The organism is Streptomyces sp. NPDC002851, assembly GCF_053591935.1.
Window position 1 is genome coordinate 17363 of record NZ_JBSFUT010000049.1, and the last position, 24549, is coordinate 41911.

The 24549-nt window shown below is 71.8% G+C and carries 18 protein-coding genes; 1 reads left to right on the forward strand and 17 read right to left on the reverse strand.

Annotated features, from left to right (window positions below):
* The first annotated feature begins 32 nt into the window (after window positions 1–32).
* Window positions 33–2975, forward strand: a complete 2943-nt coding sequence (locus ACWD10_RS34340) for a glycoside hydrolase family 2 TIM barrel-domain containing protein (RefSeq protein WP_451097600.1) — start codon at window positions 33–35, stop codon at window positions 2973–2975.
* 749 nt (window positions 2976–3724) lie between these two features.
* Here ACWD10_RS34340 and narI read toward each other — a convergent pair.
* The 17 genes from narI to ACWD10_RS34425 all read right to left on the reverse strand — a co-directional run bounded on the left by narI (window position 3725) and on the right by ACWD10_RS34425 (window position 24299).
* The gene (gene narI, locus ACWD10_RS34345; protein WP_451097623.1) at window positions 3725–4522 is read right to left on the reverse strand and encodes a respiratory nitrate reductase subunit gamma; all 798 of its coding nucleotides are present in this window, start codon (window positions 4520–4522) and stop codon (window positions 3725–3727) included.
* A 23-nt stretch (window positions 4523–4545) separates the two neighbouring features.
* Entirely contained in the window at window positions 4546–5175 is a 630-nt protein-coding gene (gene narJ, locus ACWD10_RS34350) for a nitrate reductase molybdenum cofactor assembly chaperone (protein WP_451097601.1), read from the reverse strand.
* Window positions 5172–6827, reverse strand: coding sequence for a nitrate reductase subunit beta (gene narH, locus ACWD10_RS34355; protein WP_451097602.1), 1656 nt, complete (start codon window positions 6825–6827; stop codon window positions 5172–5174). Before narH ends, narJ begins: the two co-directional genes overlap by 4 nt.
* Window positions 6828–6844: 17 nt before the next feature.
* Window positions 6845–10777 (reverse strand): molybdopterin-dependent oxidoreductase, encoded by a 3933-nt coding sequence (locus ACWD10_RS34360; protein WP_451097603.1) that lies wholly within the window; start codon window positions 10775–10777, stop codon window positions 6845–6847.
* Between the two features lie 231 nt (window positions 10778–11008).
* A complete protein-coding gene (locus tag ACWD10_RS34365; RefSeq protein WP_451097604.1) occupies window positions 11009–11527 on the reverse strand; it encodes a DinB family protein in 519 nt (172 codons plus the stop codon).
* Between the two features lie 137 nt (window positions 11528–11664).
* A complete protein-coding gene (locus tag ACWD10_RS34370; RefSeq protein ID WP_451097605.1) occupies window positions 11665–12492 on the reverse strand; it encodes a rhamnogalacturonan acetylesterase in 828 nt (275 codons plus the stop codon).
* Window positions 12489–13841 (reverse strand): ABC transporter substrate-binding protein, encoded by a 1353-nt coding sequence (locus tag ACWD10_RS34375; RefSeq protein ID WP_451097606.1) that lies wholly within the window; start codon window positions 13839–13841, stop codon window positions 12489–12491. The genes ACWD10_RS34370 and ACWD10_RS34375 overlap by 4 nt, the downstream gene beginning before the upstream one ends.
* Window positions 13838–15460, reverse strand: coding sequence for a family 43 glycosylhydrolase (locus ACWD10_RS34380; RefSeq protein ID WP_451097607.1), 1623 nt, complete (start codon window positions 15458–15460; stop codon window positions 13838–13840). The genes ACWD10_RS34375 and ACWD10_RS34380 overlap by 4 nt, the downstream gene beginning before the upstream one ends.
* Window positions 15457–16338 carry a DUF6807 domain-containing protein gene (locus ACWD10_RS34385; RefSeq protein WP_451097608.1) on the reverse strand — a complete coding sequence of 294 codons (882 nt, stop codon included), beginning with the start codon at window positions 16336–16338 and terminating at the stop codon, window positions 15457–15459. Before ACWD10_RS34385 ends, ACWD10_RS34380 begins: the two co-directional genes overlap by 4 nt.
* Before the next feature lie 37 nt (window positions 16339–16375).
* Window positions 16376–17713 carry a Gfo/Idh/MocA family protein gene (locus ACWD10_RS34390; RefSeq protein ID WP_451097609.1) on the reverse strand — a complete coding sequence of 446 codons (1338 nt, stop codon included), beginning with the start codon at window positions 17711–17713 and terminating at the stop codon, window positions 16376–16378.
* Window positions 17714–17730: 17 nt separating this feature from the next.
* Window positions 17731–18531 carry a carbohydrate ABC transporter permease gene (locus tag ACWD10_RS34395; protein WP_451097610.1) on the reverse strand — a complete coding sequence of 267 codons (801 nt, stop codon included), beginning with the start codon at window positions 18529–18531 and terminating at the stop codon, window positions 17731–17733.
* Window positions 18528–19418: a carbohydrate ABC transporter permease gene (locus tag ACWD10_RS34400; protein ID WP_451097611.1), complete on the reverse strand. Its 891-nt coding sequence runs from the start codon at window positions 19416–19418 to the stop codon at window positions 18528–18530. Before ACWD10_RS34400 ends, ACWD10_RS34395 begins: the two co-directional genes overlap by 4 nt.
* An 84-nt stretch (window positions 19419–19502) precedes the next feature.
* Complete coding sequence (gene araD, locus ACWD10_RS34405; protein WP_451097612.1) at window positions 19503–21236, reverse strand: L-arabinonate dehydratase; 1734 nt, start codon at window positions 21234–21236, stop codon at window positions 19503–19505.
* Window positions 21233–22144 carry a dihydrodipicolinate synthase family protein gene (locus ACWD10_RS34410; protein ID WP_451097613.1) on the reverse strand — a complete coding sequence of 304 codons (912 nt, stop codon included), beginning with the start codon at window positions 22142–22144 and terminating at the stop codon, window positions 21233–21235. The genes araD and ACWD10_RS34410 overlap by 4 nt, the downstream gene beginning before the upstream one ends.
* Entirely contained in the window at window positions 22141–22857 is a 717-nt protein-coding gene (locus tag ACWD10_RS34415; protein ID WP_451097614.1) for a GntR family transcriptional regulator, read from the reverse strand. Before ACWD10_RS34415 ends, ACWD10_RS34410 begins: the two co-directional genes overlap by 4 nt.
* 165 nt (window positions 22858–23022) lie before the next feature.
* Window positions 23023–23766, reverse strand: a complete 744-nt coding sequence (locus ACWD10_RS34420) for a hypothetical protein (protein ID WP_451097615.1) — start codon at window positions 23764–23766, stop codon at window positions 23023–23025.
* A complete protein-coding gene (locus ACWD10_RS34425) occupies window positions 23766–24299 on the reverse strand; it encodes a SigE family RNA polymerase sigma factor (RefSeq protein WP_451097624.1) in 534 nt (177 codons plus the stop codon). The genes ACWD10_RS34420 and ACWD10_RS34425 overlap by 1 nt, the downstream gene beginning before the upstream one ends.
* Window positions 24300–24549: the final 250 nt, after the last annotated feature.

The following is a 24549-nucleotide window of genomic DNA, read 5'->3' on the forward strand; positions in this document are numbered from 1 at the left end:
GAAACGCCGGATTCCGGACTCTACGGAGAACGATGTCTTTCTCGTACGTCGAAGATCCCGCCCCCTGCCACGGCGAGCTGCTCCTGCCCCCGCGCGCCCGCTTCCCGGAGGCCACCACCCTGTCCCTGAACGGACGTTGGCGCTTCCGCCTGGCCGCGCACGCGGACGCGCACGACGCGTCGTTCGCCGCGCCCGGATACGACGCGTCCGCGTGGGACGAGGTGACGGTGCCCGGGCACTGGGTGCTTCAGGGCGACGGGGCGTATGGCGCGCCGCAGTACACCAACACCGTGTACCCGTTCCCGGTCGACCCGCCCCGCGTCCCGGACGCCAACCCCACCGGCGATCATCTGCGCGCCTTCGACCTACCCGACGACTGGCCCGGGGACGGGTCCGGGACCGCGGTGCTGCGCTTCGAGGGCGTCGAGTCCTGCGCGAAGGTGTGGCTCAACGGGCAGGAGCTCGGCGACTTCCAGGGCTCCCGGCTGCCGCACGAGTTCGACGTCACCGGGCTGCTTCGCGCGTCCGGGAATGTGCTCGCGGTGCGGGTGCACCAGTGGTCGGCCGGGTCCTATCTGGAGGACCAGGACCAGTGGTGGCTGCCTGGCATCTTCCGGGACGTCACGCTCGTACACCGGGCCGACGGCGCCGTGGGCGACTTCTTCGTGCACGCCGGGTACGACCACCGCGACGGCACCGGCACCCTGCGCGTCGACGCGGATGGCGCGTTGGACGTGTTGTCGGCGGGTCGGGTCACGGTGCCCGAGCTCGGGGTCGACATCGCCACCGGGCAGTCCGTGACGGTGCCGGTCGAGCCGTGGTCGGCGGAGCGGCCCCGGCTCTACGACGGCCAACTGGCCACGCCCGGCGGCACGGTGCCGCTGCGGATCGGGTTCCGCACCGTGGCCCTGGAAGACGGCCTGATCAAGGTCAACGGCACGGCGGTGCTGTTCAAGGGCGTCAACCGGCACGAGTTCCACCCGGAGACCGGCCGCACCGTCGACCTGGACACCATGCGGGCCGACGTCCTCCTGATGAAGCGGCACAACATCAACGCCGTGCGCACCTCGCACTATCCGCCGCACCCCGCCTTCCTCGACCTCTGCGACGAGCTCGGCCTGTGGGTGATCGACGAGTGCGACCTGGAGACCCACGGCTTCGTCGACCTGGGCTGGCGGGACAACCCGGTCGACGACGACCGCTGGACCCCGGCCCTGCTCGACCGCGCCGCCCGCATGGTGGAGCGGGACAAGAACCACCCGTCGGTCGTCATCTGGTCCCTCGGCAACGAGTGCGGCACCGGCCGCGGCCTCACCGCCATGGCCGAGCAGATCCGCGACCGCGACCCGGACCGCCTGATCCACTACGAGGGCGACCCCACCTGCCGCGACACGGACCTGTACGCCCGCATGTACGCGCCGCACGCCGAGGTCGAGCGGATCGGCCAGGGCCTGGACGGCGGCCCGGCGCGCCGCCGCCAACTCCCCTTCATCCTCTGCGAGTACGCCCACGCCATGGGCAACGGCCCCGGCGGGCTCACCGAATACCAGCGGCTCTTCGAAACGTACGACCGGCTACAGGGCGGCTTCGTCTGGGAGTGGATCGATCACGGATTCGCGCACGAGCGGTACGGCTACGCGTACGGCGGCGACTTCGGCGAGGAACTGCACGACGGCAACTTCGTCTGCGACGGGCTGCTCTTCCCGGACCGCACGCCGTCGCCCGGCCTGACCGCGTACAAGAAGGTCATCGAGCCGGTACGGATCGAGGGCGACGGCCCGGCGGGCACGGTACGCGTCACCAATGGGTACGACGTCACGGACCTGTCCCACCTGGCGCTGCGCTGGTCGTACGAGGTCGACGGCTCGGCGGTCGCCGAGGGCGGGTTGGCGGTGCCGGTGCTCGGGCCCGGCGAGTCGGCCGAGGTGAAGCTGCCGGAGCCGCCGGTCGCGGGGCGCGGCGGCCCCGGCCCGGGGGCGGATGTGCGGTGGACGGTGCGCGCCGTGCTCGCCGGGGATACGGCGTGGGCCGAGGCCGGGCATGAAGTCGCTTGGGCCCAACTGGCGGTGGCCGAGGCGGTGTTGCCTGAACCGGCCACTGGGTTCCGGCCCGGACGCGGCGCGGGCGACGGGATCACGCTCGGCCCGGCCGTCTTCGACGCCCGTACCGGATCCCTGCGCGCCCTCGGCGGCATCCCGCTGACGGCCGGGCCACGCCTGGACATCTGGCGGGCGCCCACCGACAACGACGACGGCGCGCCCTGGCAGCCCGACGCCCGTCACGGCCCGCTGTGGCGCGGCCTCGGCCTGCACCGGATGCACCACCGGGTGGATTCGGTCGCGTCGACGGACGAGGCGCTGACCGTGACGACCCGGGTGGCACCGGCCGCCCAGGACGTGGGGCTGCGCACGGCCTACCGCTGGACGTCCGACGGCACCCGCCTCCGCCTGACCGTCACGGTCGCCCCGGAGGGCGACTGGACGCAGCCGCTGCCCCGGCTCGGGGTCCGGCTCGGGCTGCCCGCCGCGGTCGGTACGACAGTGCGCTGGTTCGGCGGCGGCCCCGGTGAGGGCTACCCGGACACGGCCGCGGGCACCCGGATCGGCAGGTGGCAGCGGGACGTGGCGGATCTGCACACGCCGTACGTCCGCCCGCAGGAGAACGGCGCCCGCCCGGATGTGCGCCGGGCGGAGCTCGGCGGGCTGCTCATCGAGGGCGACCCGGTGTTCTCGCTGACGGTCCAGCGCTGGACCACGGAACAGCTGGACGCGGCCCGGCACCGCACCGACCTGGTCCCCGGGGACACGGTCTGGGTCCACCTCGACCACGCACTGCACGGCATCGGCTCCCAGTCCTGCGGGCCGGGCGTGCTTCCGGAGTACCGGCTCGAGGCCGGACCCGCCGAGTTCTCGTTCACGTTCTCTCTGGCTGATGGCGACGATAGGCACGGTGACGACGGGACTGCCGCTGGGTGAACGTCCCGTCCCGTGCCCCCGGCCCACCGAGGACCGTCCCTCGCCTCGCCCGTGTTCCGGGTACACCCGTGCCGAGTGGGAGGCCGTGACCGAAGGGCTCGTCGACTCGGCCTGGCGGTGGGCCAGGCTCTGTCCGGCGGGTCTTGGCACCTGCCACGGGCCTTTCTCCCCTGACCCGCCCCTTCCCGTAACTGGGGGCCTGCGGCCCCCAGACCCCCTCCTGGGGCTTCGCCCCAGACCCCGCCTGGGTGCTGCCGCCCCCCTGGACCCCCGCCCGGGTGCTATGCCCCTTGGACCCCACCCGGGTGCTGCGCTCCCTGAGCCCCTCCGGGGGCTTCGCCCCCAAACTCCAGGGTCCCGGGGCCAAGGGGCCGGGGGCCCGAGGTCCGGGCGGCCGTGGGTCGGGGGCTTGGGGACCCAGGGACCGCAGGGCGGGGTCCAGGGGGCGGGGGTCCAGGGGGCCCGGGGGCCCAGGGGGACCCCAAGGGACCGGGGGCCCGGGGTCGGGGGTCCAGGGGCGAAGCCCCTGGCTACGGGAAGGGGCGGGATAGGGGAAAGATCCGCCGGACTGGGGGGCCAGCGGTCCGGGGGCCGGAAGTCCCGGGGTCCAGGGGGCCCAGGGACTTCGCCCCTGGTTACGGGAACGGGCGGGGTAGGGGAAAGATCCGCTGGAGACGCCCGAGGGTGCGGACGTGCAGGTGGCGCCAGATGTCCGCGCTGGCGGGCGTTGCGCGCGCGAGGGGCACCTATCAGCGGCGCGCGAGGGCGTTCCGCCCGGGCCGGTGCCGCGTGGAGCGCGGGCGCGGGCGCGGGCGCGGGCGCGGGCGCGGGCGTGGGCGTTGGGCCGCGGGTGCGTGGCGGGTGCCGCGGGAGCGGTAGATGACGTAGGGGCGGGTCAGGTAGCCGAAGGGCGCGGTGAAGGCGTGGACGAGGCGGCTGAACGGCCAGAGGGCGAACAGGGCCATGCCGAGCACGGCGTGCACCTGGTAGGCGAGCGGGGCATGGGCCATGGCGGGCACATTCGGGTCGAGGGTGAACAGGGAGCGGAACCACACCGAGACGCCGAGCCGGTAGTCATAGGGGTCGGGGTCGGGCTTGAGGGTGGTGGCGGTGGCGGTGAGACCGGCCAGGAGTACGCAGATCAGGACCGGGTAGACGGCGGCGCGGTCACTGCGGCTTGTCGCGGCCCGTACGGCGGGCACGCGCAGCCGTCGGTAGAGCAGGATCCCTAGCCCGGTCAGGGTGGCCAGGCCCGCGGTGCCGCCGACGAACACGGCGCCCAGGTGGTACAGCCACTTGTGGATGTGCACGCTCTCCGTGAACGACTCGGGCACGAGCAGGCCGATGGCGTGGCCCGCGACCACGAAGAGGAGTCCGTAGTGGAACAGCGGGCCGCCGATGGCGAGCAGCCGGTGTTCGTGGAGTTGGCTCGAGCGGGTGGTGAAGCCGAACCGGTCGTAGCGGTAGCGCCAGGCGGTGCCGGTGACCAGGACGGCGAGGACCAGGTAGGGCAGGACGCCCCACAGGGCGATGTGCAGGTGATGCAGATGATGCTGGTGATGCAGGTGATTCACTGGGGTGTCTCCTCCGCGTGCGGGGCGTCGGCAGGGCCTGGTTGGGGGTACGGCAGCAGGCCGACGGCCTCGGCGGGTGGGCCGGTGCGGGCCAGGCGGAGGGCCGCCTCGCGAGTGGCCGGGCCGGGTCCTGGCAGGGTGCGGCAGACGGCCTCGACGACATCGGCGTACGGGCTGTGGTACGCGGCCAGGGCGAAGCGCAGCAGCTCAAGGGCGGGCCGGTGCTCGCTGAGCAGCCGCGTCCCGCGGTCCGGGGTGCGGGCGGCGAACTCCAGCATGAGGGGAAGGAAGTCGGGCAGCTCGTCGTCGGGCGGCTGCCAGCCGTGGTCGCGGTAGAGGGACTTCAGGTGGGCCAGTGCTGTGCCGCGCCTGCGGGTGTCCCCGTCGGTGTAGTACGTCAGGTACAGGCAGCGTCGGCGGCTGCGGTCGAAGGTGGCGACGTACCGGGTGGCAAGGGCGAGCGGGGCGGTGTCCCGGACCCGGGTGCAGAACCGCAGCAGGAGACCGATGTCGGGGCCGGGCAGCGGCTCAAGGACCGTGCGTACGGTGTGCAGCCGCTCGGGCCAGTTCTCGTCGGGGTAGCCGAGCAGCAGGGCGGCGGCCTGGTGGACGACGGGGCGGCTCACCGGGTGCCGCCGTCCGCGCGCGGGAAGAGGCCGTCGGGGCGCCCTTGGCCGTTCCAGTTCAGGAGGTTGACCCGGCCGCGCAGGGACGCTCCGGCATGCTCCGGATCCCGGTCGGCGGCGGGTGGGAGCGGGGCGTGGAAGGCGGCCGACTCCTCGGCGGCGTACATGCCGGGCCCGCCGTGGCCGTCCAGGCTGCATCCGGCGTCGAGGTCGTCGGCGGGTGTGGTGGCGGTGTAGCTGGTGGGGATGATGTATCGCTCGTCGTACTTGGCGAGGGCGAGCAGCCGGTACAGGGCCTCGATGCCGTCGGCGTCCATACCGACGGCGCGGGCGATGGCGGGGTCCTGCTCCTCGCCGAGGTTGATGCGGCGCATGTGGGAGCGCATCGCGGCCAGGCGGCACAGGGCCGCCTCCACCGGGGCCACGTCGCCCGCGGTGAAAAGCCCGGCGAGGTATTGCAGGGGGATGCGCAGGGAGTCGATGGCGGCGAAGAGCTTGGCCGGGTCCTCGCCGTCGTGGCCGGTGGCGGTCAGGGATTCCACGACCGGGGAGAGCGGCGGGACGTACCAGACCATGGGCATGGTGCGGTACTCGGGGTGCAGCGGCAACGCCACCTTGTAGGTGCTGATCAGGGCGTGCACCGGGGAGCGGCGGGCGGCGGTGATCCAGTCGTGCGGGATGCCCGACTCCTCGGCGGCGCGCACGACTTCCGGGTCGTTCGGGTCGAGGAAACAGTCGAGCTGGGCCTGGTAGAGGTCCTGTTCGTGCTCGGTGGCGGCGGCATCGCCGACCTTGTCGGCGTCGTAGAGGATGACGCCGAGGTAGCGGAGGCGGCCGACGCAGGTCTCGGAGCAGACGGTGGGCTGCCCGGCCTCGATGCGCGGGTAGCACAACGTGCACTTCTCGGCCTTGCCCGTCCGGTGGTTGAAGTAGACCTTCTTGTACGGGCAGCCGGTCACGCACATCCGCCAGCCGCGGCAGCGGTCCTGGTCGACGAGAACGATGCCGTCCTCGATCCGCTTGTACAGCGCTCCCGACGGGCATGCGGCCACGCAGGACGGGTTGAGGCAGTGCTCGCAGATCCGCGGCAGATAGAACATGAATGCCTGCTCGTACTCCAGGCGCACCCGCTCGCTCATCTGCTTCAACACCGGGTCTCCGGCGAGGTGTTCGGGGCCGCCGCCCAGGTCGTCGTCCCAGTTCGGGCCCCATGTGACCTGGGTGGGTCCGCCGTCGATCAGGGAGCGGGGCGCGGCCGTGGGCACGTCGTCACCGAGCGGCGCGGTGATCAGGTTCTCGTAGTCGTACGTCCAGGGCTCGTAGTAGTCGTCGAGCGCGGGCAGTTCGGGGTTGGCGAAAAGGCGGGCGAGGCGCCGGGCCCGGCCGCCGCTGCGTGGCACCAGGCGGCCGTGTTTCAGGCGCCAGCCGCCCTTCCACTTGTCCTGGTCCTCGTAGGTGCGGGGGTAGCCCTGGCCGGGGCGGGTCTCGACGTTGTTGAACCAGACGTATTCGGTGCCCGACCGGTTGGTCCAGGTCTGTTTGCAGGTGACCGAGCAGGTGTGGCAGCCGATGCACTTGTCGAGGTTCATCACCATCGCGACCTGTGCCATACAGCGGCCGATGGTGGACGTGGTCGCCTTGCCACGGGGCATGTCAGTACTCCACGTTTCTAATAGGACACGGCCTGCGTCCGGCGCCGGATGACGGTGACGGCGTCGCGCTGATTGCCGGTGGGGCCGTAGTAGTTGGGGGCGAAGGACAGCTGGGCGTGCCCGCCGATCAGATGGGTCGGCTTGATCAGGAGTCTGGTGAGGGCGTTGTGGACGCCACCGCGCCGCCCGGTGGCCTCGGACTTGGGGACGTTCACGAGGCGTTCCTGCACGTGGTACATGAACACCGTGCCGGGCGGCATCCGGTGCGAGACGATCGCACGGGCCACCACCACGCCGTTGGCGTTGTGCGCCTCGATCCAGTCGTTGTCCGCCACACCGATCGCGTCGGCGTCGGCCACGCCGACCCAGATGACCGGGCCGCCGCGGGCCAAGGTCTGCATCAGCAGGTTCTCCTGGTACTCGGAGTGGATCGACCACTTCGAGTGCGGCGTCAGATAGCGCACCGTCACCGACCGCCCGTCGTCGGTCGCGGCGGGCTGCTCGCCGAGCGCGGCCAGGTCCAACGGCGGCCGGTAGAGCGGCAGTTGTTCCCCGTACTCGGCGATCCACGGATGGTCGAGGTAGAAGTGCTGGCGTCCGGTGAGGGTGTGCCAGGGCTTGAAGTGCTCCGTGTTGATGGTGAACGGGGCATAGCGGCGGTCCGGACCCTCCTTGCCCGACCACTCGAAGCTCGCGCCGACCTGCGCCGGCCGCGCCTGCGTATCGGAGAACTCCACGCGCCGCTCGGCCACCGAGGCGCCAAGCTCCGCGAGCCCGGTGTCGACGCCGCAGCGTTCCGCGAGCCGCTCGAAGCCCTCGGCGGCCAGACGGCCGTTGGTGGTGCCCGACAGCGCGAGGATCGCCTCGCACAGCTTGACGTCCGTGTCGAGCAGCGGCCGCCCGCGCGCCGCCCCGCGGGCGCCCGTACCGCACCGTGCGGCGAGCCGACCGGATTCCGGACCGGGCCGGACGGTCACACCCTTGACCGTGATCCCCTGCTCCTCGACCAGCGGCCCAAGGGCGGCGATCTGCTCGCCGAGCGCGGTGTAGTCCCGCTCCACGACGGTGAGTTGGGGTCCGGTGGGCCCTTCCGGCGGGGCTTCGCCGGGTGTGTCGTGCTGTAGCGCCGTGGCCACCAGGTCGTACGCCACATCCAGGTGCCCCTCGGCCAGCCTGCTGACCTCGGCGGCGAGCCCGTGGAAGATCTCGAAGTCGGTGCGGGCCTGCCACGGCGGGCTGATCGCGGGCGAGAACGCGTGCACATAGGGGTGCATGTCCGTGCTGGACAGGTCGTGCTTCTCATACCAGGTCGCCGCGGGCAGCACCAGATCGGCGAACAAGGTGGTGGACGTCATGCGGAAGTCCAGCGCGAGGAGCAGGTCGAGCTTGCCGCGCGGCGCCCGCTCCCGCCAGGTCACCTCGCGCGGCCCAGGGCCTGTCCGGCGGATCTTGCCTGTGCCGCGGGGGTCTGGCACGCACATCTGCTGCGTTGTCGTCAGTTGCCGACGCTCCGCGTCGCCGCCTTCCTCCGCCTTGCAGCTGCACGCACCAGACCCCCGCTCACCCGCACCGCATGGTGACCGCCCGACGGAGCCGGCCTGACCCGCCGGACAGGCCCTGGCCTCCACGGGTACCTCGTCGGCGCTCGCGTTGTCGGACGCGCCGAGCAGATGGCGTAGGAAGAACTCGTTGCCCTTGGCCGAGGAGCCGATCAGATTGGCCCGCCACACCGTGAGCACCCGGGGCCAGTTGGCCGGATCGTCGGGGTCCTCGCAGGCGTAGGAGAGCCGTCCCGCTTCGCGTTCGCCGGTCACCCAGGTGCCCGGGTCCGCGCCCGCCTCCCGGATGCGCCGCCCCAGATCCAGCGGATTGGCCGTGAAGGTGGGAGCCGACGGCATCCACCCCTGCCGTGTGGCGCGGGCGACCAGGTCCGCGGTGTGCAGGCCCGCCAGAGTGCCGGGTGCGGTGGGTGCCGCCAGGGTGTCCGCGCTGAACTTCTCGTAGCGCCACTGGTCGGTGTGGAGATACCAGTACGGCGTGCCCGCCATCTGCCGCGAAGGGCGCACCCAGTCGGACGCCGTCGCCAACTGCTGCCAGCCCGCGTACGGACGTACCTTCTCCTGTCCTACGTAGTGCGCCCAGCCGCCGCCGTTGACGCCCTGGCAGCCGGTGAGCAGCAGCAGCGACAGGAACGAGCGGTAGATGGTGTCGGAGTGGAACCAGTGGTTGGTGCCCGCGCCCATCACGATCATGCAGCGGCCCCGGGTCTGCTCGGCGGTGCGCGCGAACTCCCGCGCCGCGCGCACCACCGCGCCCGCGGGCACCGAGGTGATCGCCTCCTGCCAGGCCGGGGTGCACGGCGTGGCCGCGTCCTCGTACGAGGAGGGCCAGGAGCCGCCGAGGCCGTCGCGCCGCACGCCGTACTGGGCGAGCATCAGGTCGAAGACGGTGGTCACCAGGCGCCCGCCGATGCGCAGCGCCGGGACCGCACGCCGGATCGTGGCGCCTTCCTGGTCGCATTCCTCGCCACATTCCCCGTCGGATGCCTCGTCGGATGCCTCGTCGAAGCGGGGCAGGAGCACCGTTGCCGTGGTCGTGCCGGGGCGTCCGTGCAGTGTCAGGAGGGGGTCGAGGTCGCCGAGGTCCAGGTTCCAGCGTCCCTCACCGGTCTTGCCCCAGCGGTCCCCCAACGTGCCGTTCGGCACCGCCGGTCGACCGGACGCCCGGTCGTAGAGGACCGGCATCCAGCGCCGCGCCTCGGCCGCCTCGGGGTTCTTGGCCAGGTCCAGGTCCAAGTCCAGGTCCGGGTCCCGGGCGGTCACGAACGCACCCGGCCGGTACGCACCCGCCTCGCCCGTGTCGGTGGCATGCTCGTCCAGGCCGACGAGGAACGGAAGATCCGTGAACTGCTTGACGTAGTCGGTGAAGTACGGCACCTGCCGCTCGACGAAGCACTCGCGCAGGATCACATGACCCATCGCCATGGCAAGGGCACCGTCGGTGCCCGGATGCGGATGCAGCCACTCGTCGGCGAACTTGGTGGCGTCCGCGTAGTCGGGCGAGACCACGACCACCTTCTGGCCGCGGTACCGCGCCTCGGCCATCCAGTGCGCGTCCGGGGTCCGCGTGACGGGAACGTTGGAGCCCCACAGCATCAGATACGCGGCGTCCCACCAGTCACCCGATTCCGGTACGTCGGTCTGGTCACCGAAGACCTGCGGCGAGGCGATCGGCAGATCCGCGTACCAGTCGTAGAACGACAGCATCGGCGCGCCGATCAGCGCGTGGAAGCGGGCGCCGACCGCGTGCGAGGCCATCGACATCGCCGGGATCGGCGAGAACCCGGCGATCCGGTCCGGCCCGTGTTCCTTCAGGGTGTGCACATGGGCGGCGGCCGCGATCTCCAGGGCCTCGTCCCAACTGATGCGGACCAGGCCGCCCTTGCCGCGGGCGGCCTGGTAGCGGCGGCGCTGGTCCGGATCGCCGGTGACCTCCGCCCAGGCCGCCACCGGATCGCCGCCGTGGCGACGCTTTGCGTCCCGGAACATGTCCACCAGGACACCGCGCGCATGCGGGTAGCGGATCCGCGTCGGCGCGTAGGTGTACCAGGAGAAGGAGGCTCCGCGCGGGCAGCCGCGTGGCTCGTAGTCCGGCCGGTCGGGTCCGGTGGACGGATAGTCGGTCGCCTGCGTCTCCCAGGTGATCAGACCGTCCTTGACGTACACCTGCCAGGAGCAGGAACCGGTGCAGTTCACCCCGTGCGTGGAGCGCACCACCTTGTCGTGCGCCCAACGCTCCCGATACGGCTGGTCGTTGACCTCCTGATCGGTGCGGAACACCGCCCGCCCTTCGGGCGTCGTCGGCGCCCGCCGCAACAACTGTCCGGCCGCGAGCAGCTGTTCGCCCGCCTCTGCCGCGATCCGCTCCGCCTTCGCCCTGCCACGTCCCACGCCACGGACTCCCCTCGGGGACCGGCCCGCCGGAATGGTCAACTCCGGCAGACGCCTCTCGACGAACGAGGGCCACACTGCACCCGTCCGGGCCTTGGCGTAGATCTCTTTTTGGCCAGTTGGCTGTACCTAGAACTTATTTTTCTTACGCTTTGCAACGGTCGTGGCAGTCGTTTGCAGTCGCTGCGGCGGAACCGCGGTGGGTCGGAACCGCGGTGGGCGGGCGCGGGCCTAGGCTCCGGTCGTCCCGTCGATGCCCTCCCGGAGGAAGTCCGCATGGCCGTTGTGGCGGGCGTACTCCAGGAGGACGTGCACCATCACCATCCGCAGCGACACCTGCTCGCCCCAGCGCGGCTGGTGGCCGGTCGCGTCCAGGGACGCGGCCGCCTTCTCGATCCGGCGGGACCGCGCCACCTCGGCCTCCCAAGCGGTGAACGCCTCGGCCCTGGTGGACGCGTCCGCGTCGTACGCCGCCTGGAAGTCGATCTCGTCGGACCAGACGAGGGGCGCGTCGTGGTCCTCGAACACCCGGTGGAACCAGGCGCGTTCCACCTCGGCCAGGTGCCGCACCAGGCCGAGCAGCGTCAGCGTGGACGGCGGCATGGACCGCTGCCGCAGCTCGTCGTCGGTCAGGCCCGCGCACTTGCTGGCCAGGGTCGCGCGGTGGAACTCGAGAAAGCCGCGCAGCGTGTCCCGTTCGCTGCCGAGCTTCGGCGGTTCCGGGCGCTCGTCGGCATCCGTGTCGCTCATGGTCACGACTTTACGGCCCCCGACAGGAGGTCGAGGCTCCGGTCGAGGGCGTAGTGGCGGGGCTGACCCGGCCCCGGCCCCGGCCCGGTCCGCCCCGGTCCGCATGAGCCTGACGGACCGGGGCCCGTGCCTGTGCGTCAGGCGGGCGGGGGTGCCGTCGGCCAGGTGATCCAGGAGTCCGGGATGTCATCGTCCAGGCGGCGTACGTCGCCGGGCCCCAGGACGTCCCCGTCGGCCAGGGCCGTGGCTGCGAGGCGGGCCACGGCGATGGCGCCCCGCGGGCTGAAGTGGGTGTTGTCCTGCTCCTCTTCCGGAAGGCCCGGTGCCCAATTGAAGTAGGACTTGGTCTCCTCCGGGCCGAGTTTCTGCCACAGCGCCAGGGACTGTTCGTTGAGGTCGAGCAGCGGCACGTCCTGTTCGGCGGCCAGGGCGCGCATCGCCGCGGGGTACTCGCCGAGGGTGGGCAGTGCCGTGCCTCCGGCATCGAAGCGGCGGCGTTCCACCGAGGTGAGCAGGACCGGGTGGGCCCCTGCCGCGCGTGCCGCGTCGGCGTAGCGGCGTAGGTAGTCCTGGTAGGTCGTCCAGGGTTCGGTGTAGCGGGCCGGGTCCTCGGTCTTCTGGTCGTTGTGGCCGAACTGGATGAGGAGCAGGTCGCCGGGGCGCAGCACGGTCTGGATCGCGGCCAAGCGGCCCTCGTCCGCGAAGCTCTTCGAACTGCGGCCGTTGACGGCGTGGTTGGCGACCGGGAGGCCGTCGCGCAGGAAGAACGGCAGGGCCATGCCCCAGCCGGTTTCGGGCGCGGCGTCGGCGTACTTCTGGGCGGCGGTGGAGTCACCGGCCAGGTAGAGCGTCGGCATGGTCGGGGCCCTTTCGGGTTCGGCATGGGCGAGGGGTGCCGCCGCGCCTGCGAGGGGTATTCCCGCGAGCGCGGCGAGCAGCACCCGGCGTCTGGGAGGCGGGGTCACGGCTTGCGCTGCTCCCATTCGGCCTGCGCCTTGTTCAGCTGCTCGGCGAGGCTGTCCAGGAACGCCTGGGCGGAGGTGCGGCCGAGGAGGACCTTCTGGAAGGCGGGCTCGTTCTCGGACTTGGAGATGGTGTTCCAGTCCGGCAGGTAGTACGGGAGCTGCACGATCTTGGTCTTCGGGTCGTTGAGTGCCTTGGTCGCGAGCCGGGTGGGCTCGGACTCGGACACCCAGGCGTCCTCGGCGGCCATGGTGTTGGCGGGGATGGCGCCGGCCGACTCGTTCCACTTGCTGTTGGCCTCGTGGGACGCGGCGAACTCGATGAACTTCCAGGCGGCCTTCTTGTTGTCGCTGGCCTTGAACAGGCCGAGTCCGTCGACCGGGTTGGAGACCTGGACGCGCGTGCCGTCGTCCAGGGTGGGGTTCGGCAGGCCGCGGAACTTCTTCTCGCCGAGGGCCTTCACGTGGTCCTGGTAGGAGCCGAGGTTGTGGTTGAGCATGCCGATGCGGCCGCTGTCCCACTGGGCGACCATTTTGGTGAAGTCGTTGTTGAGGTCGGCCTCGGGGGTGGTCTTGCGGTAGAGGGCGACGTATTTCTTCAGGGCGGCGACGTTGTCGGGGTGGTTGACGGTCGTCTTGTTGTCGGTGCTCCAGAACTCCGTGATGCCGGACTGGCCGTACATGGCGTCGAGGGCCTGGGCGATGGATCCGGCGCCGCCGCGAATGGTGTAGCCGAAGCTGTTCCTGTCCTTGTCGGTGAGCTTGTCGGCGGCCTTGTAGAACTGGCTCCAAGTGGTGGGGGCGTCGAGCCCCGCTGCCTCGAACAGGTCGGTGCGGTAGTAGAGGACGCCGTTGTTGGCCGAGGTCGGGATGGTGTAGAGCTCCTTGCCGCCCGCGGCGGCGCGCGCGTTCTCCAGCATGACCTCGTTCAGGTCGCCGCCGATGCCGCTCATGGCGAGGCGCCGGTCGAGCGGTTCGAGCGCGCCCTGGGCGGCGATGGCCGCGGTCATGGCGGCGCCGACACCGCCGACGTCGGGCAGCCCGCCGCCCTGAATGGCGGTGTCGTACTTGGACTGGACCTCGGTGGCCGCGACGCCGACGTACTTGACCTTGATGTCCGGGTACTTCTTCTCGAAGTCCCGGATGATCTCCTTCCAGATGTCGGTACGGACACCGCCGTTGTTGTCCCAGAAGGTGATCTCGCCCTTGCCGCTGCCCTCGCCGCCCTTGCTCGTGGCGGCACCGCTGCCGTCGTCGCCACAGGCGGTGGCGGTGAGCGCGAGGACGGTGCCGAGGGCGAGGGCGGCGGTGCCGCGCCTTCTTCTGTAGGTGCGGTGGTTCGCGTGCGTCATGGTCGGCTCTTCTCTTGTAGAGGTGCTGTGCCTGGGCGTGCCTTCTCTTGTGGTGCCGGTTCTGCTCGTACGGGCGTGCTGGTGAGTCGGAAGTGCGTGAACGTGGCGGTGCCGGGGTCACGGCTGCCCTCGGGTGCGGCGGCGAACAGGCCGAGGAGTGCGCCCACCCAGCGCCACGGCGTGGCGGTGAACACGGGCCCCGACTCGCACCAGCCGCCGCCCACATCGGCCAGGAACCGGCAGCGCGCCCCGGCACCGATGGCGACCCGGAGCCGTGCCCGTCCCCCGGGCGCCGGACGCGGCGGCGCGGCGTCCCGTTCCGCCTCGGAGGAGGCGTCCGCGAACCGGTGCACGAGCCGGGCCGCGCCGTCCGTGCCCCGCTCCAGGCCGATCCAGGAGAACGCGTCGCCGAGCACCGCGAGACCCGCCTTCGCCCCGGGCTCCGTACTGTCGAGCCGGAGTTCGACCTCGGCCGTGACGGCCAGGGCGGGCAGCCGCTGGGTGAGCACGTGCGGGAGAAGGCGCAGGTCGTGCGCGTACGGGGTGCGCAGGCAGGCGAGCCGAAGCCCGTCGCCGCCGTGCCGCACGGAGCGGCCGGGCGCCGGGTTGGCGGTCCACTGCCACTGCGGCCCGTGCCGCCCGCCGGGGAAGTCGTCGTCGGTGGCCGGGGCGGACGGCGGCTGCACGGGCAGGCGGGGCTTGGTGTGGACGCTGACCGGGGTGCCGTCGGCGCCGATGACCGGCCAGCCGTCCGCGCCCCAGCGCAGCGGCTGGAGGTGCACCACCCGTCCATAGGCGCCGCGTTCCTGGAAGTGCAGGAACCAGTCCTCGCCGTGCGGGGTGCGCACCCAGCCGCCCTGGTGGGGGCCGTTGACGTCGGTGTCGCCCTGGTCGAGGACGATGCGTTCCTCGTACGGCCCGAAGAACCCGCGCGACCGCAGCGCGCCCTGCCAGCCGGTGGCCACGCCCCCGGCCGGGGCGAGGATCCAGAACCAGCCGTCGTGCCGGTACAGCTTGGGCCCCTCCAGGGTGAACCAGCCGGGGATGCGGTCGCCGTCGACGATCGTCGCGCCGTCGTCGAGCAGGCCGGTGCCGTCGGGACGCATGCGGTGCCCGGTGAGGCGGTTCTTGATCCCGGCGCGGGACTTCGCCCAGGCGTGCACGAGGTACGCCTCGCCGGTGTCCTCGTCCCACAGCGGGCAGGGGTCGATCAGGCCGCGGCCCGGCTTGACCAGGTGGGGGCGGCTCCACGGGCCGCGTACGGACTCGGCGTTGACCTGGAAGATGCCGTGGTCGGGGTCGCCCCAGAAGATCCAGAAGCGGCCGTCGTGGTACCGGATCGCGGGCGCCCACACGCCGCAGTCGTGCCGGGGCGTGGCGAACTCGGCGGCGGGTTCGAGGCGTTCGAGTGCGTGCCCGATCAGGGTCCAGTTGACCAGGTCACGGGAGTGCAGGAGCGGCAGGCCCGGGGCGCGGCCGAAACTGGAGGCGGTCAGGTAGTAGTCGTCGCCGACGCGGACCACGTCGGGGTCGGACCAGTCGGCGGCGAGGACCGGGTTGCGGTAGGTGCCGTCGCCGAGGTCGGCGGTGAAGGGCGCACGCGGCGTGGCCGGGGTCATGCGGTCACCGCCTTGCGCACCAGGGCGGCCGCCGTGTCGCGGTCGAGGTGGCCGTCCGCGACGACGGTCACGATGCGGCGTACGACGGTGCCGCCCGGCGGCACGGCCAGGCGCTCGGCGTGCGCGAGCGAGGAGCCGACGCCCGGGTACTCGGCGGCGCGCACGAACCACGGGTCGCGGCGGGTCTCCTCGGTGGCACCGGCGAAGACAAGGGTCCAGGGCTGCCAGGCGGGGCTGGTCCCGGACAAGGCCAGCCAGTCGGCGCGGCTCTCGTGCGCCGACTCCTCGCCGTCCGTGTCGGCGGTGAACACCTGCGGAGCGCGGGCCTCCTTGGGGGCGCGCCAGAAGAACCCGCCGTAGGCGGCGCCGGGGCGGCCGTTGGTGGCCGGGCTGCCGAGGGTCAGCGGCTCCCGCGTGGGGTTGGTGAGGCTGAAGGTGAAGTCGAGGGCCCAAGCGGTGTCGGTGAGTTCGGTGACCGCGACGGTGCGCCGCTCCCGCAGCAGCTCGGGACCACAGGAACCTCCGTGAGCACCGGCGGTCCCCGCGGTCCAGCTCAGGTCCGCCACGAACCCGTCCGGGTCGCGGAGTTTGAAGCCCTGGTGGTGCTGGATCCCGTGGTTGTCGAGGGCGACGGGACCGGTGCCGCGTACGAAGGTGTTGCCGCCCCAGAAGTTATGCCCGCGCACATCGGCGACGGCGACGCCCACGCCGAGGTGGTGCGGGTGGTCGGCGGGCCGTTCCTCGGTGACGGTGGTGCCGCCGAGGGTGCGTACGGGGTGCAGATAGGGGCGCGGGGACAGGGTGGGGGCGACGTCGGGCCGGTAGGAGTAGAGCCCGACGGTGCGGCCCGAACAGCGCAGCAGCAGAGTGGAGTTCATGGGTGACTCTCCTCGGTGTCGGGCGCCCAGGGGGCGCCTAGGGCCTGTCGTCAAACTCCCGTCGTCGCCCGGAGGGCGGCCCCGCCGGGGGCACTTCCCGCTCGAGCGAAGCCGAGAGTGGGGGAGTCTGGTGCGGCGATCGCAAGGTCGAAGGGTCGCCCCGATACCGGATGTATCGGGGCGAGCCCGACAACGCAGCGAGCGTGCGTGCCAGGCGTCGCGGGGCAGGCGGGAGTTCGGCGACAGGCCCTAGCTCGGAGTAGCGGCTCAGGGTGTGCGCGCTCGCCGCGACCAGCGCGTCCACGCCGTGCACGACGCGCCGGGGCGCGCTGCCTGAGGCCTCGCCGGGTGCGGTGTGCCATGCGGACGGCGGCAGCGGCGCGGGGTCGGGGGCACGCCGTACCGCCTCGACGACCCGCATGAACGCGCCGGTCGCCGCGGGCGGCACCAGGAGCGGTACGCCCTTGGTGACGTGCTCGACGAGGTTCTCCAGGAGATCGGTGCGGCCGAACGCGAGCTCTTCGGGGGCGTGGCCGGTGCGCTCGAGGAGCATCCGGTCGTCCTTGTACCAGAGGGTGATCCGGCCGTGGCTGCCGTGCACCACGACGTACGGTGCGCCGGGTTGCTCGGCGCAGAGCGTCGCGGCGACGGTGACGCGGGCGCCGTCCGGGGTGGTGACGCGGACGCAGGAGGTGTCGTCGGCCTCGATGGCGTTGGCGCGGAACAGCTCCAGCTCCACGTGCGCCACGTCCTCGTCGGCGGTGGCGCCCTGGACCGCGAGGGCGGTGGCGACGGCGTGGGCCAGCGGGTTGGTGAGCACCCCGTCGACGACGTCGGCGCCGTCGAGCCTGCGCCGCCCGGCCCACGCGGCCCGCCGGTAGTACGCCTCGTCGCGGGCCCAGGCCCCGGCCGCGCCGACCCCGCGCGGCTCCCCGATGGCGCCGTTCGCGATCAGGGAGCGGATCGCGGGTACGGCGTGCGAGCCGAGCGACTGGAACCCGATCTGGCAGGCCACGCCCGCCTGTTGGGCCGCGTCGGCGATCCGCCGGAAGTCGGCGAAGGACGGTGCGGGCGGCTTCTCCAGGAGGAGGTGCGCGCCGTGCCGGGCGGCGGTGAGGGCGAGTTCGGCGTGGGTGGGGATGGGGGTGCAGATGACGGCGATCCGCGCGCCGGTGGCGGCGAGCAGCCCGGCGAAGTCGGCGGACTGGGCCGGTGGCTGGTCGCCGGGGCCGTCGAGCTCAGCGGCCGATAGTGGCGTCAGCTCGCACACCCCCGCGAGCCGGACGAGCCCGCGACGCTCCAGGCGGCGGATGTTCCCCAGATGCCACCGGCCGTGCCCCCGGGCACCGGCGAGCAGAACGGGCACGGCGGTCATGGAAGTTGAGATGTGGCTCATCCCTTCACCGCCCCGGCGCTGAACCCGGTGATCAGCCACTTCTGGATGAACGCGAACACGACGACGACCGGCACGGCCGCGATGACCCCGCCCGCGGCGAGCGCGCCCAGGTCCACGCTGTCGGCGCCGAGCAGGGTGTTGAGCCCGACGGGAATGGTCTGTTTCTCCTGGTCGCTGAGGAACATCAGGGCGAACAGGAAGTGGTTCCAGCTGTGCACGAAGGCGAAGGAGCCCACCGCGATCAGGCCGGGCCGAAGGAGCGGCAGGACGACGGCGCGGAATCCGGTCAGCCTGGAGCAGCCGTCCACCCAGGCCGCCTCCTCCAGGGACGGCGGGACGTTCCGGATAAAGCCGCTGATCAGGATGATCGACAGGGGCAGTTGGAAAACGGTCTCGGCGATGATCACGGATCCCAGGGAGTTGATCATCCGTAGCCCCGCGAAGATCTCGAAGAGCGGCACGAGCAGCAGCGCCCCCGGCACGAACTGCGAGCACAGCAGCGCCAGCACGAAGCCCTTCTTCAGGCGGAAGTCGAAACGCGCGAGCGCATAGCCACCGGCCACCGCCACCACCGTGGTCATGACGAGGGTGGCGACCCCGATCAGGGCACTGTTCTGGAAGTACGTGGCGAAGCTGCGCTCGGTCCACACCTTCTCGAAGTGCTCGAACGTGATCGGCCAGGGCACCAGGGAGGTCGAGCCGGTGGGCCGAAGCGAGAAGAGCAGGATCCAGTAGAAGGGGACGAGCGTGAACAACAGATAGAGCGACAGAGGTACATAAATCTGCCAGCGCTTCACTTGCTCTCACCCCCGAACTTGCTCAGGCGCAGATAGAGCACCGAGAAGAACAGCAGGACGACGAAGGCCACGGTCGTCAGGGCGGAGGCGTAGCCGAACTCGTGCGCGTCGACGCTGGTGTTGGCGACGTACAGCGGCAGTGTGGTGGTCTCGCCCGCGGGGCCGCCGCCGGTCAGGGTGTAGAGGAGGTCGACGTTGTTGAACTCCCACACGGCGCGCAGCAGCGTGGACAGGATGATGGCGTCCTTCAGGTGCGGCAGGGTGATGTGGAAGAACTGGCGCAGCCGCCCGGCGCCGTCCATCTCGGCCGCCTCGTACAGGTCCTTGGAGACGGACTGGAGGTCGGCGAGCAGCAGGATCGCGAAGAAGGGCACGCCGCGCCAGAGTTCGGCCACGACCGCGGCCGGGAAGACGGTGCCGGTGTCCGAAAGCCAGGAGGTGCCGTAGTCGGCGAGGCCCGCGTCGGCCAGGTAACGGGTCAGGCCGGTCTGCGAGTTGTAGAGCAGCACCCAGATCGCCGAGGTGAGCACGCCGGAGACGGCCCAGGGCGAGAAGACCATGGCCCGGGACAGGGCGCGGCCGATGAAGGTCTGGTTGACGATCAGGGCCAGGGCGAGCCCGAAGAGGAGCTGTAGGCCCACCTCGACGACGACCCATTTCAGGCTGAAGGTCAGGCTGCTCCAGAACAGCGGGTCCTCGGTGAAGATCGCGGTGAAGTTGTCCAGGCCGGCGAAGCCGTCGCGCCAGGGCTTGGTGGGGTTGTAGTGCCGCAGGCTGTAGGCGAAGACGCTCAGCACCGGGTAGGCGATGAAGCCGAGCATCAGCAGTGCGGCGGGCGCGATCAGCAGATACGGCAGCCGTCTTCTGGCGGCTGCGGTTGGTGCCATGACGCTTTCTCCGTTCTGGTGGTACGGCGTGCAAGCGCTTCCCGAATGACGTTCGAGATCTCGAGCAAATAAAAGGGGCGGTGGTCAGCCCGCGTACGGGTCCGGCACCTTTTCCGTACCGGTGAGGAAGTCGAAGTCACAGCCGGTGTCGGCCTGTGTGATGTGCTCGGCGTAGAGCGCGCCGTAGCCGCGCGGATACCGCTTCGGCGGCGGTGCCCAGGCGGCCCGTCGTCGCGCCAACTCCGCTTCGGATACGTCGAGTTGGAGCCGCCGCGCCGGTACGTCGAGGGTGATCGGGTCGCCGGTGCGGACCAGGGCGAGCGGGCCGCCGATGTGCGACTCGGGTGCGATGTGCAGCACGCAGGTGCCGTAACTCGTGCCGCTCATCCGGGCGTCGGAGATCCGCACCATGTCCCGTACGCCTTGGGCGAGCAGGTGCTCCGGCAGCGGCAGCATGCCGTACTCGGGCATGCCGGGGCCGCCGAGGGGGCCCGCGCCCCGGAGCACCAGGACGTGGTCGGCGGTGATGCCCAGGGACGGGTCGTTGATGGTGGCCTGCATGGTGCGGTAGTCGTCGAAGACGACGGCGGGCCCGGTGTGCTGGAGCAGCCGCGGCTCGGCGGTGATGTGCTTGATGACGGCGCCGTCCGGGCACAGGTTGCCGCGCAGGACGGCGACTCCACCCTCGGCCGCGACGGGGTTCTCTCGGGTGCGGATCACGTCGTCGTTGTGCACGCGGGCGCCGTCGAGCTGCTCGCGCAGGGTGTCGTACGCGACCGTGGGCCGGTCCAGATGGAGCAGGTCGGGGATGCGGGAGAGGAGGCCGGGCAGGCCGCCCGCGAAGTGGAAGTCCTCCATCAGATACGTCTCGCCGCCCGGGCGGACATTGGCCAGGACCGGCACGGTGCGGGCGGTCCGGTCGAAGTCGTCGAGGGTGAGCTGGACCCCGGCGCGCCCGGCCATCGCGATGAGGTGGATGACGGCGTTGGTGGAGCCGCCGAGCCCGAGGACGCAGGTCACCGCGTCCGCGAAGGCCTCGCGGGTGAGCAGCTGGGACAACATCCGGTCCCGGCGGACGAGTTCGACGATCCGCAGGCCGCTCGCGGCGGCCATCCGCTCGTGTTCGGAGGCGACCGCGGGGACGGAGGAGGCGCCGGGCAGCGTGACGCCGAGGGCCTCGGCGGCGGCGGTGAGCGTGGACGCGGTGCCCATGGTCATGCAGTGGCCCGGGGAGCGGGCCAACCCGGCCTCCAGTTCGGCCAGTTCACAGTCACCGAGGAGTCCGGCCCGCCGGTCGTCCCAGTACTTCCACATATCGGTGCCGGAGCCGAGCGTCTCGCCGCGCCAGTGGCCGGGGAGCATCGGCCCGGCCGGTACGAAGAGGGTGGGCAGGTCGACCGAGGCGGCGCCCATGAGCAGCGCGGGCGTGGTCTTGTCGCAGCCGCCGAGCAGCACGGCGCCGTCGACCGGATAGGAGCGGAGCAGTTCCTCGGTCTCCATGGCGAGGAGGTTGCGGTAGAGCATGGGGGTCGGCTTCTGGAAGGTCTCGCTGAGCGTGGCGACCGGGAATTCGAGCGGGAAGCCACCGGCCTGCCACACCCCGCGCTTCACCGCTTGGGCCCGGTCCCGCAGATGGATGTGGCAGGGGTTGATGTCCGACCAGGTGTTGAGGATCGCGATCACCGGCTTGCCCAGGTGCTCCTCGGGCAGATAGCCGAGCTGCCGGGTGCGGGCACGGTGGCTGAAGGAGCGCAAGTCCGACGAGATGCCGCTGCCGTACCACTGGTGGCTGCGCAACTCGCGTACCGGATCGGTCATATCCCCCACCCCGCCACGATCTTGGCGACCTCGGCGCGCTCTTCGGCGCCCACGAGTCGGCTGGGCGGGCGGACATCGCGGCGGCACAGGCCGAGGTGGGCCAGGGCCTCCTTGACGACGGACACGTTGTTCGCGGAGGCGTCGGCGGCGCGCAGCTCCTCGAAGCGGCGGATCTGCTCCCACACGCGCATCCCGGCCGGGTAGTCACCGGAGCGCAGCGCTTCGAGCATGGCCAGGGAGAGCTTGGGCGCGACGTTCACGAGCCCGGAGGTGAAGCCGGTGGCTCCGGACGAGAAGTACGAGGGCGCGTACGGCTCGGCGAGCCCGGCCACCCACACGAACCGCTCCAGGCCAGCGTCCCGCGCGAAGCCCGCGAACCGGGCGGCGTCCGGCACCGCGTACTTCACGCCCACCACGTTCGGGCAGCGCTCGCCGAGCTCCGCGAGTTCGGCCCCGGCCAGGCGCGGGGTGCGCAGATAGGGCACGATGCCGAGCTCGGGCACGGCCTCCGCGATGGCGCGGTGGTAGTCGACCCAGCCGCCCGCGGACACATACGGGTGTGCGGGCTGGTGCACCATCACCATCCGCGCCCCGGCGTCCCGGGCGTGCCGGGCCTCGGCCACGGCGGTCGGCACGTCGTGCCCGACCCCGACGACGACCGCGGCCCGCCCGGCCGCCTCGGCGAGCGTCGCCTCGGTGAGGGTGCGCCGCTCGGCGGGGGTGAGGGCGTAGAACTCGCCGGTGTTGCCGTTCGGCGTGAGGGTGCGCACGCCGGAGTCGAGGAGGCGGCTCAGCAGGGCGCGATGGGCGGGCAGGTCGAGGGCGCCGTCCTCGGTGAACGGGGTCACGGGGATGGCGACGACCTCGGCGAGCGCGGCCGCGCAGTCCGCGTAGGCGGCCGGAATCATGCGTCAACTCCTCTGCTGTCAGGGCCGATTGCTTCAGGTGCTTCGGGGAAGGCGCGGGCCACGAAGGACGCGATGTGGGCGTGCACGGCCGCCGCGGCGCGGTCCGCGTCACCGTCGGCGGCGAGCCGGAGGATCTCCTCGTGCTCGGCGGCCTCGCGGACCCAGGACGGGTCGGCGGCCCAGGCCACGGTGGACACGAGGGCGGCCTGGTCGCGGACCTCGTCCAGCATCCGGGCGAGTAACGGGTTGCCGCACGGCAGATAGAGCGCCCGGTGGAAGTCCCGGTTGGCGAGGGACCGTTCGGCCGGGTCGTCGGCGGCGTCCGCGCGGGCGAGGGCCTCGCGTGCGGTGGCGATGGGGGCGGTGGCGATGGCGGCGGTGGCGGTGGCATCCGTTCGGGCGGCGCGGCGCACGGTACGGCGTACTGCCTCGGGTTCGAGGAGCAGCCGCACGTCGTAGACCTCGCGGGCCATGGTGGCGTCGACGGTGCGCACGGTGGCGCCCTTGTACTCGCTCATCGCGACCAGGCCGGTGCCCGCGAGCGTCTTCAGGGCCTCGCGGACCGGGGTCTTCGACACCCCGAACTGCGCGGCGAGTTCGGCCTCGACGAGCGCCTGACCGGGGCTCAACCGGCCGGTCAGGATGCGGTGTTTGATCGCGTCCTGGACGTACTGCGTCCGGGAGGGGATCGACGGAGGTGGTGCGAAGGACATGGAGTGGCCCTCGGTTCGGTGCGACGGCACGGCTCTGCGGCTGTGCGGCTGTGCTCACGGTGCGTATCGCGTCTGATATATGACGTACGAGGTACGACGCGATGAAGCTAGGCCCGCCTCCGGGGTTCGTCAACGGTTCGGACAGAACTCGCTGCGGCTTTTCGGTCAACCGTCCTGTGCGCTGAAGTCGCCGGTCACCCGGGCGAGTTGGCCGTTCTGCTGCCGCCCCGTGATGGTGTACCGATCGCCCGTCGCATCCCGCCCGCCCCGCGCATGGTCGTACTGGGCCGCGAACTCATGGCGCCCCTCGGGCACCGTACGGCCGGGCTTGAGCTCCCAGCGGTGCAGCAGGTAGCCGTCGCGCTCGGTGACGGTGTGGGTGAAGTCGGCCTCGGGCAGGGTGCGCCACGTGCCGGTCGAGGAGACGCCGGGGGTGAGCCGGACCAACAGGTCGACGGTGAGCTGGTCGAGGGGGCGCGTCGTCTCGAGGGTGAGGTTGTTCTGCGCCCAGAAGTCGTTGCTGTGCGGGTCGACGGCGCCGCGGCTGCGCAGCGGCCCGTCCGCCCGGCCTTTCCGGTCCGCGCCGCCGCGCGGGGCGGGGTCCGGGGTGTGCGACACCTTGGGCGGGTTCGAAGCGGTGGCGAGTGGGGAAGCCGCCGTGGCGGTGCCGCCCGCGGGATCGTTGTCGGGCAGGACCGAGGTCACGGCGTAAGCCCCCGCGACCAAGGCGCCGGAGACGGCGGCGGTGACGGCCGCGATCCGCGGCCAGGAGGCCCGTCGCGCGGGCGGCCGTACGCCCAGGGGCATGTCGGACGGTGCCATGCCGCGCTCGACCCGGGCGAGGATGCGCTCCCGGTCGGGCTGGTGCGCCTGGGCCGCTTCGCGCAGCCGCTTGTGCAGCTCTTCCATCAGCGCCTGCCTCCGACGAGTGCCGACGCGGCCACGGGGGCCGTGCCGAGGAGCCGCGCCAACTGCGCCATTCCCTTGGACGTCTGGCTCTTCACCGTACCGACCGATATCGCGAGGGTCTGCGCGGTGTCCCGTTCCGACAGGTCGAACGCGTGCCGAAGCACCACACAGGCGCGCTTGCGGAACGGCAGGGAGCGCAGCGCTTCCTGGACGTCGACGACGGCCGGTATGTCGGGGCCTTCGGTCTGCTCGGCGTACCGGGACCAGAAGAGCGCGACCCGGCGGCGTTCGCGGACGGCGCTGCGGATGTGGCTGCGGGCCATGTTGGCGACGACGCCGCGGGCGTAGGCGGCGGGGTGGTCGGCCGCGCGCACCCGGTCCCAGCGGTGCCAGAGGGCGACCAGGGCGTCCGCCGCCAGGTCGTCGGCGCCGTCCGCCTCGCCGGTCAGCATCCGGGCGAGCCGGGCCAGTTCGGCGTAATGGCGCTCGAAGAAAGCGTGGAATTCCGCGGCCGCCGTAGTGGCGGGATCCACGGTCGCCGTGGTGGTGACAACGGCGGCCGCGTCATAAACGGGTCTGTCCGGTCCATTGATCACGGGGCGCCTTCCTGTACTGCTCTGTCCCATTACGCGCCGCGTTCTGACCCCCCATGCGCATTCCGCGCCCGGTTGTGACGGGTCGCGGGGTGCGCGAGCGTAGCACCAGCCACCGGCCGCGGGGAGTGGACGACGTTGGTACGACCCATTGACACCCCATGGGCGGCCTGTTTACGTTCTGGCCACA

Coding starts and splice junctions, on each gene's coding strand:
- ACWD10_RS34385 (WP_451097608.1), bottom strand. CDS start 16,338: ATGAACTCCACTCTGCTGCTGCGCTGTTCGGGCCGCACCGTCGGGCTC.
- ACWD10_RS34400 (WP_451097611.1), bottom strand. CDS start 19,418: ATGGCACCAACCGCAGCCGCCAGAAGACGGCTGCCGTATCTGCTGATC.
- ACWD10_RS34365 (WP_451097604.1), bottom strand. CDS start 11,527: ATGAGCGACACGGATGCCGACGAGCGCCCGGAACCGCCGAAGCTCGGC.
- narH (WP_451097602.1), bottom strand. CDS start 6,827: ATGCCCCGTGGCAAGGCGACCACGTCCACCATCGGCCGCTGTATGGCA.
- ACWD10_RS34410 (WP_451097613.1), bottom strand. CDS start 22,144: ATGATTCCGGCCGCCTACGCGGACTGCGCGGCCGCGCTCGCCGAGGTC.
- ACWD10_RS34420 (WP_451097615.1), bottom strand. CDS start 23,766: ATGGAAGAGCTGCACAAGCGGCTGCGCGAAGCGGCCCAGGCGCACCAG.
- ACWD10_RS34340 (WP_451097600.1), top strand. CDS start 33: ATGTCTTTCTCGTACGTCGAAGATCCCGCCCCCTGCCACGGCGAGCTG.
- ACWD10_RS34380 (WP_451097607.1), bottom strand. CDS start 15,460: ATGACCCCGGCCACGCCGCGTGCGCCCTTCACCGCCGACCTCGGCGAC.
- ACWD10_RS34415 (WP_451097614.1), bottom strand. CDS start 22,857: ATGTCCTTCGCACCACCTCCGTCGATCCCCTCCCGGACGCAGTACGTC.
- ACWD10_RS34375 (WP_451097606.1), bottom strand. CDS start 13,841: ATGACGCACGCGAACCACCGCACCTACAGAAGAAGGCGCGGCACCGCC.
- araD (WP_451097612.1), bottom strand. CDS start 21,236: ATGACCGATCCGGTACGCGAGTTGCGCAGCCACCAGTGGTACGGCAGC.
- ACWD10_RS34390 (WP_451097609.1), bottom strand. CDS start 17,713: ATGACCGCCGTGCCCGTTCTGCTCGCCGGTGCCCGGGGGCACGGCCGG.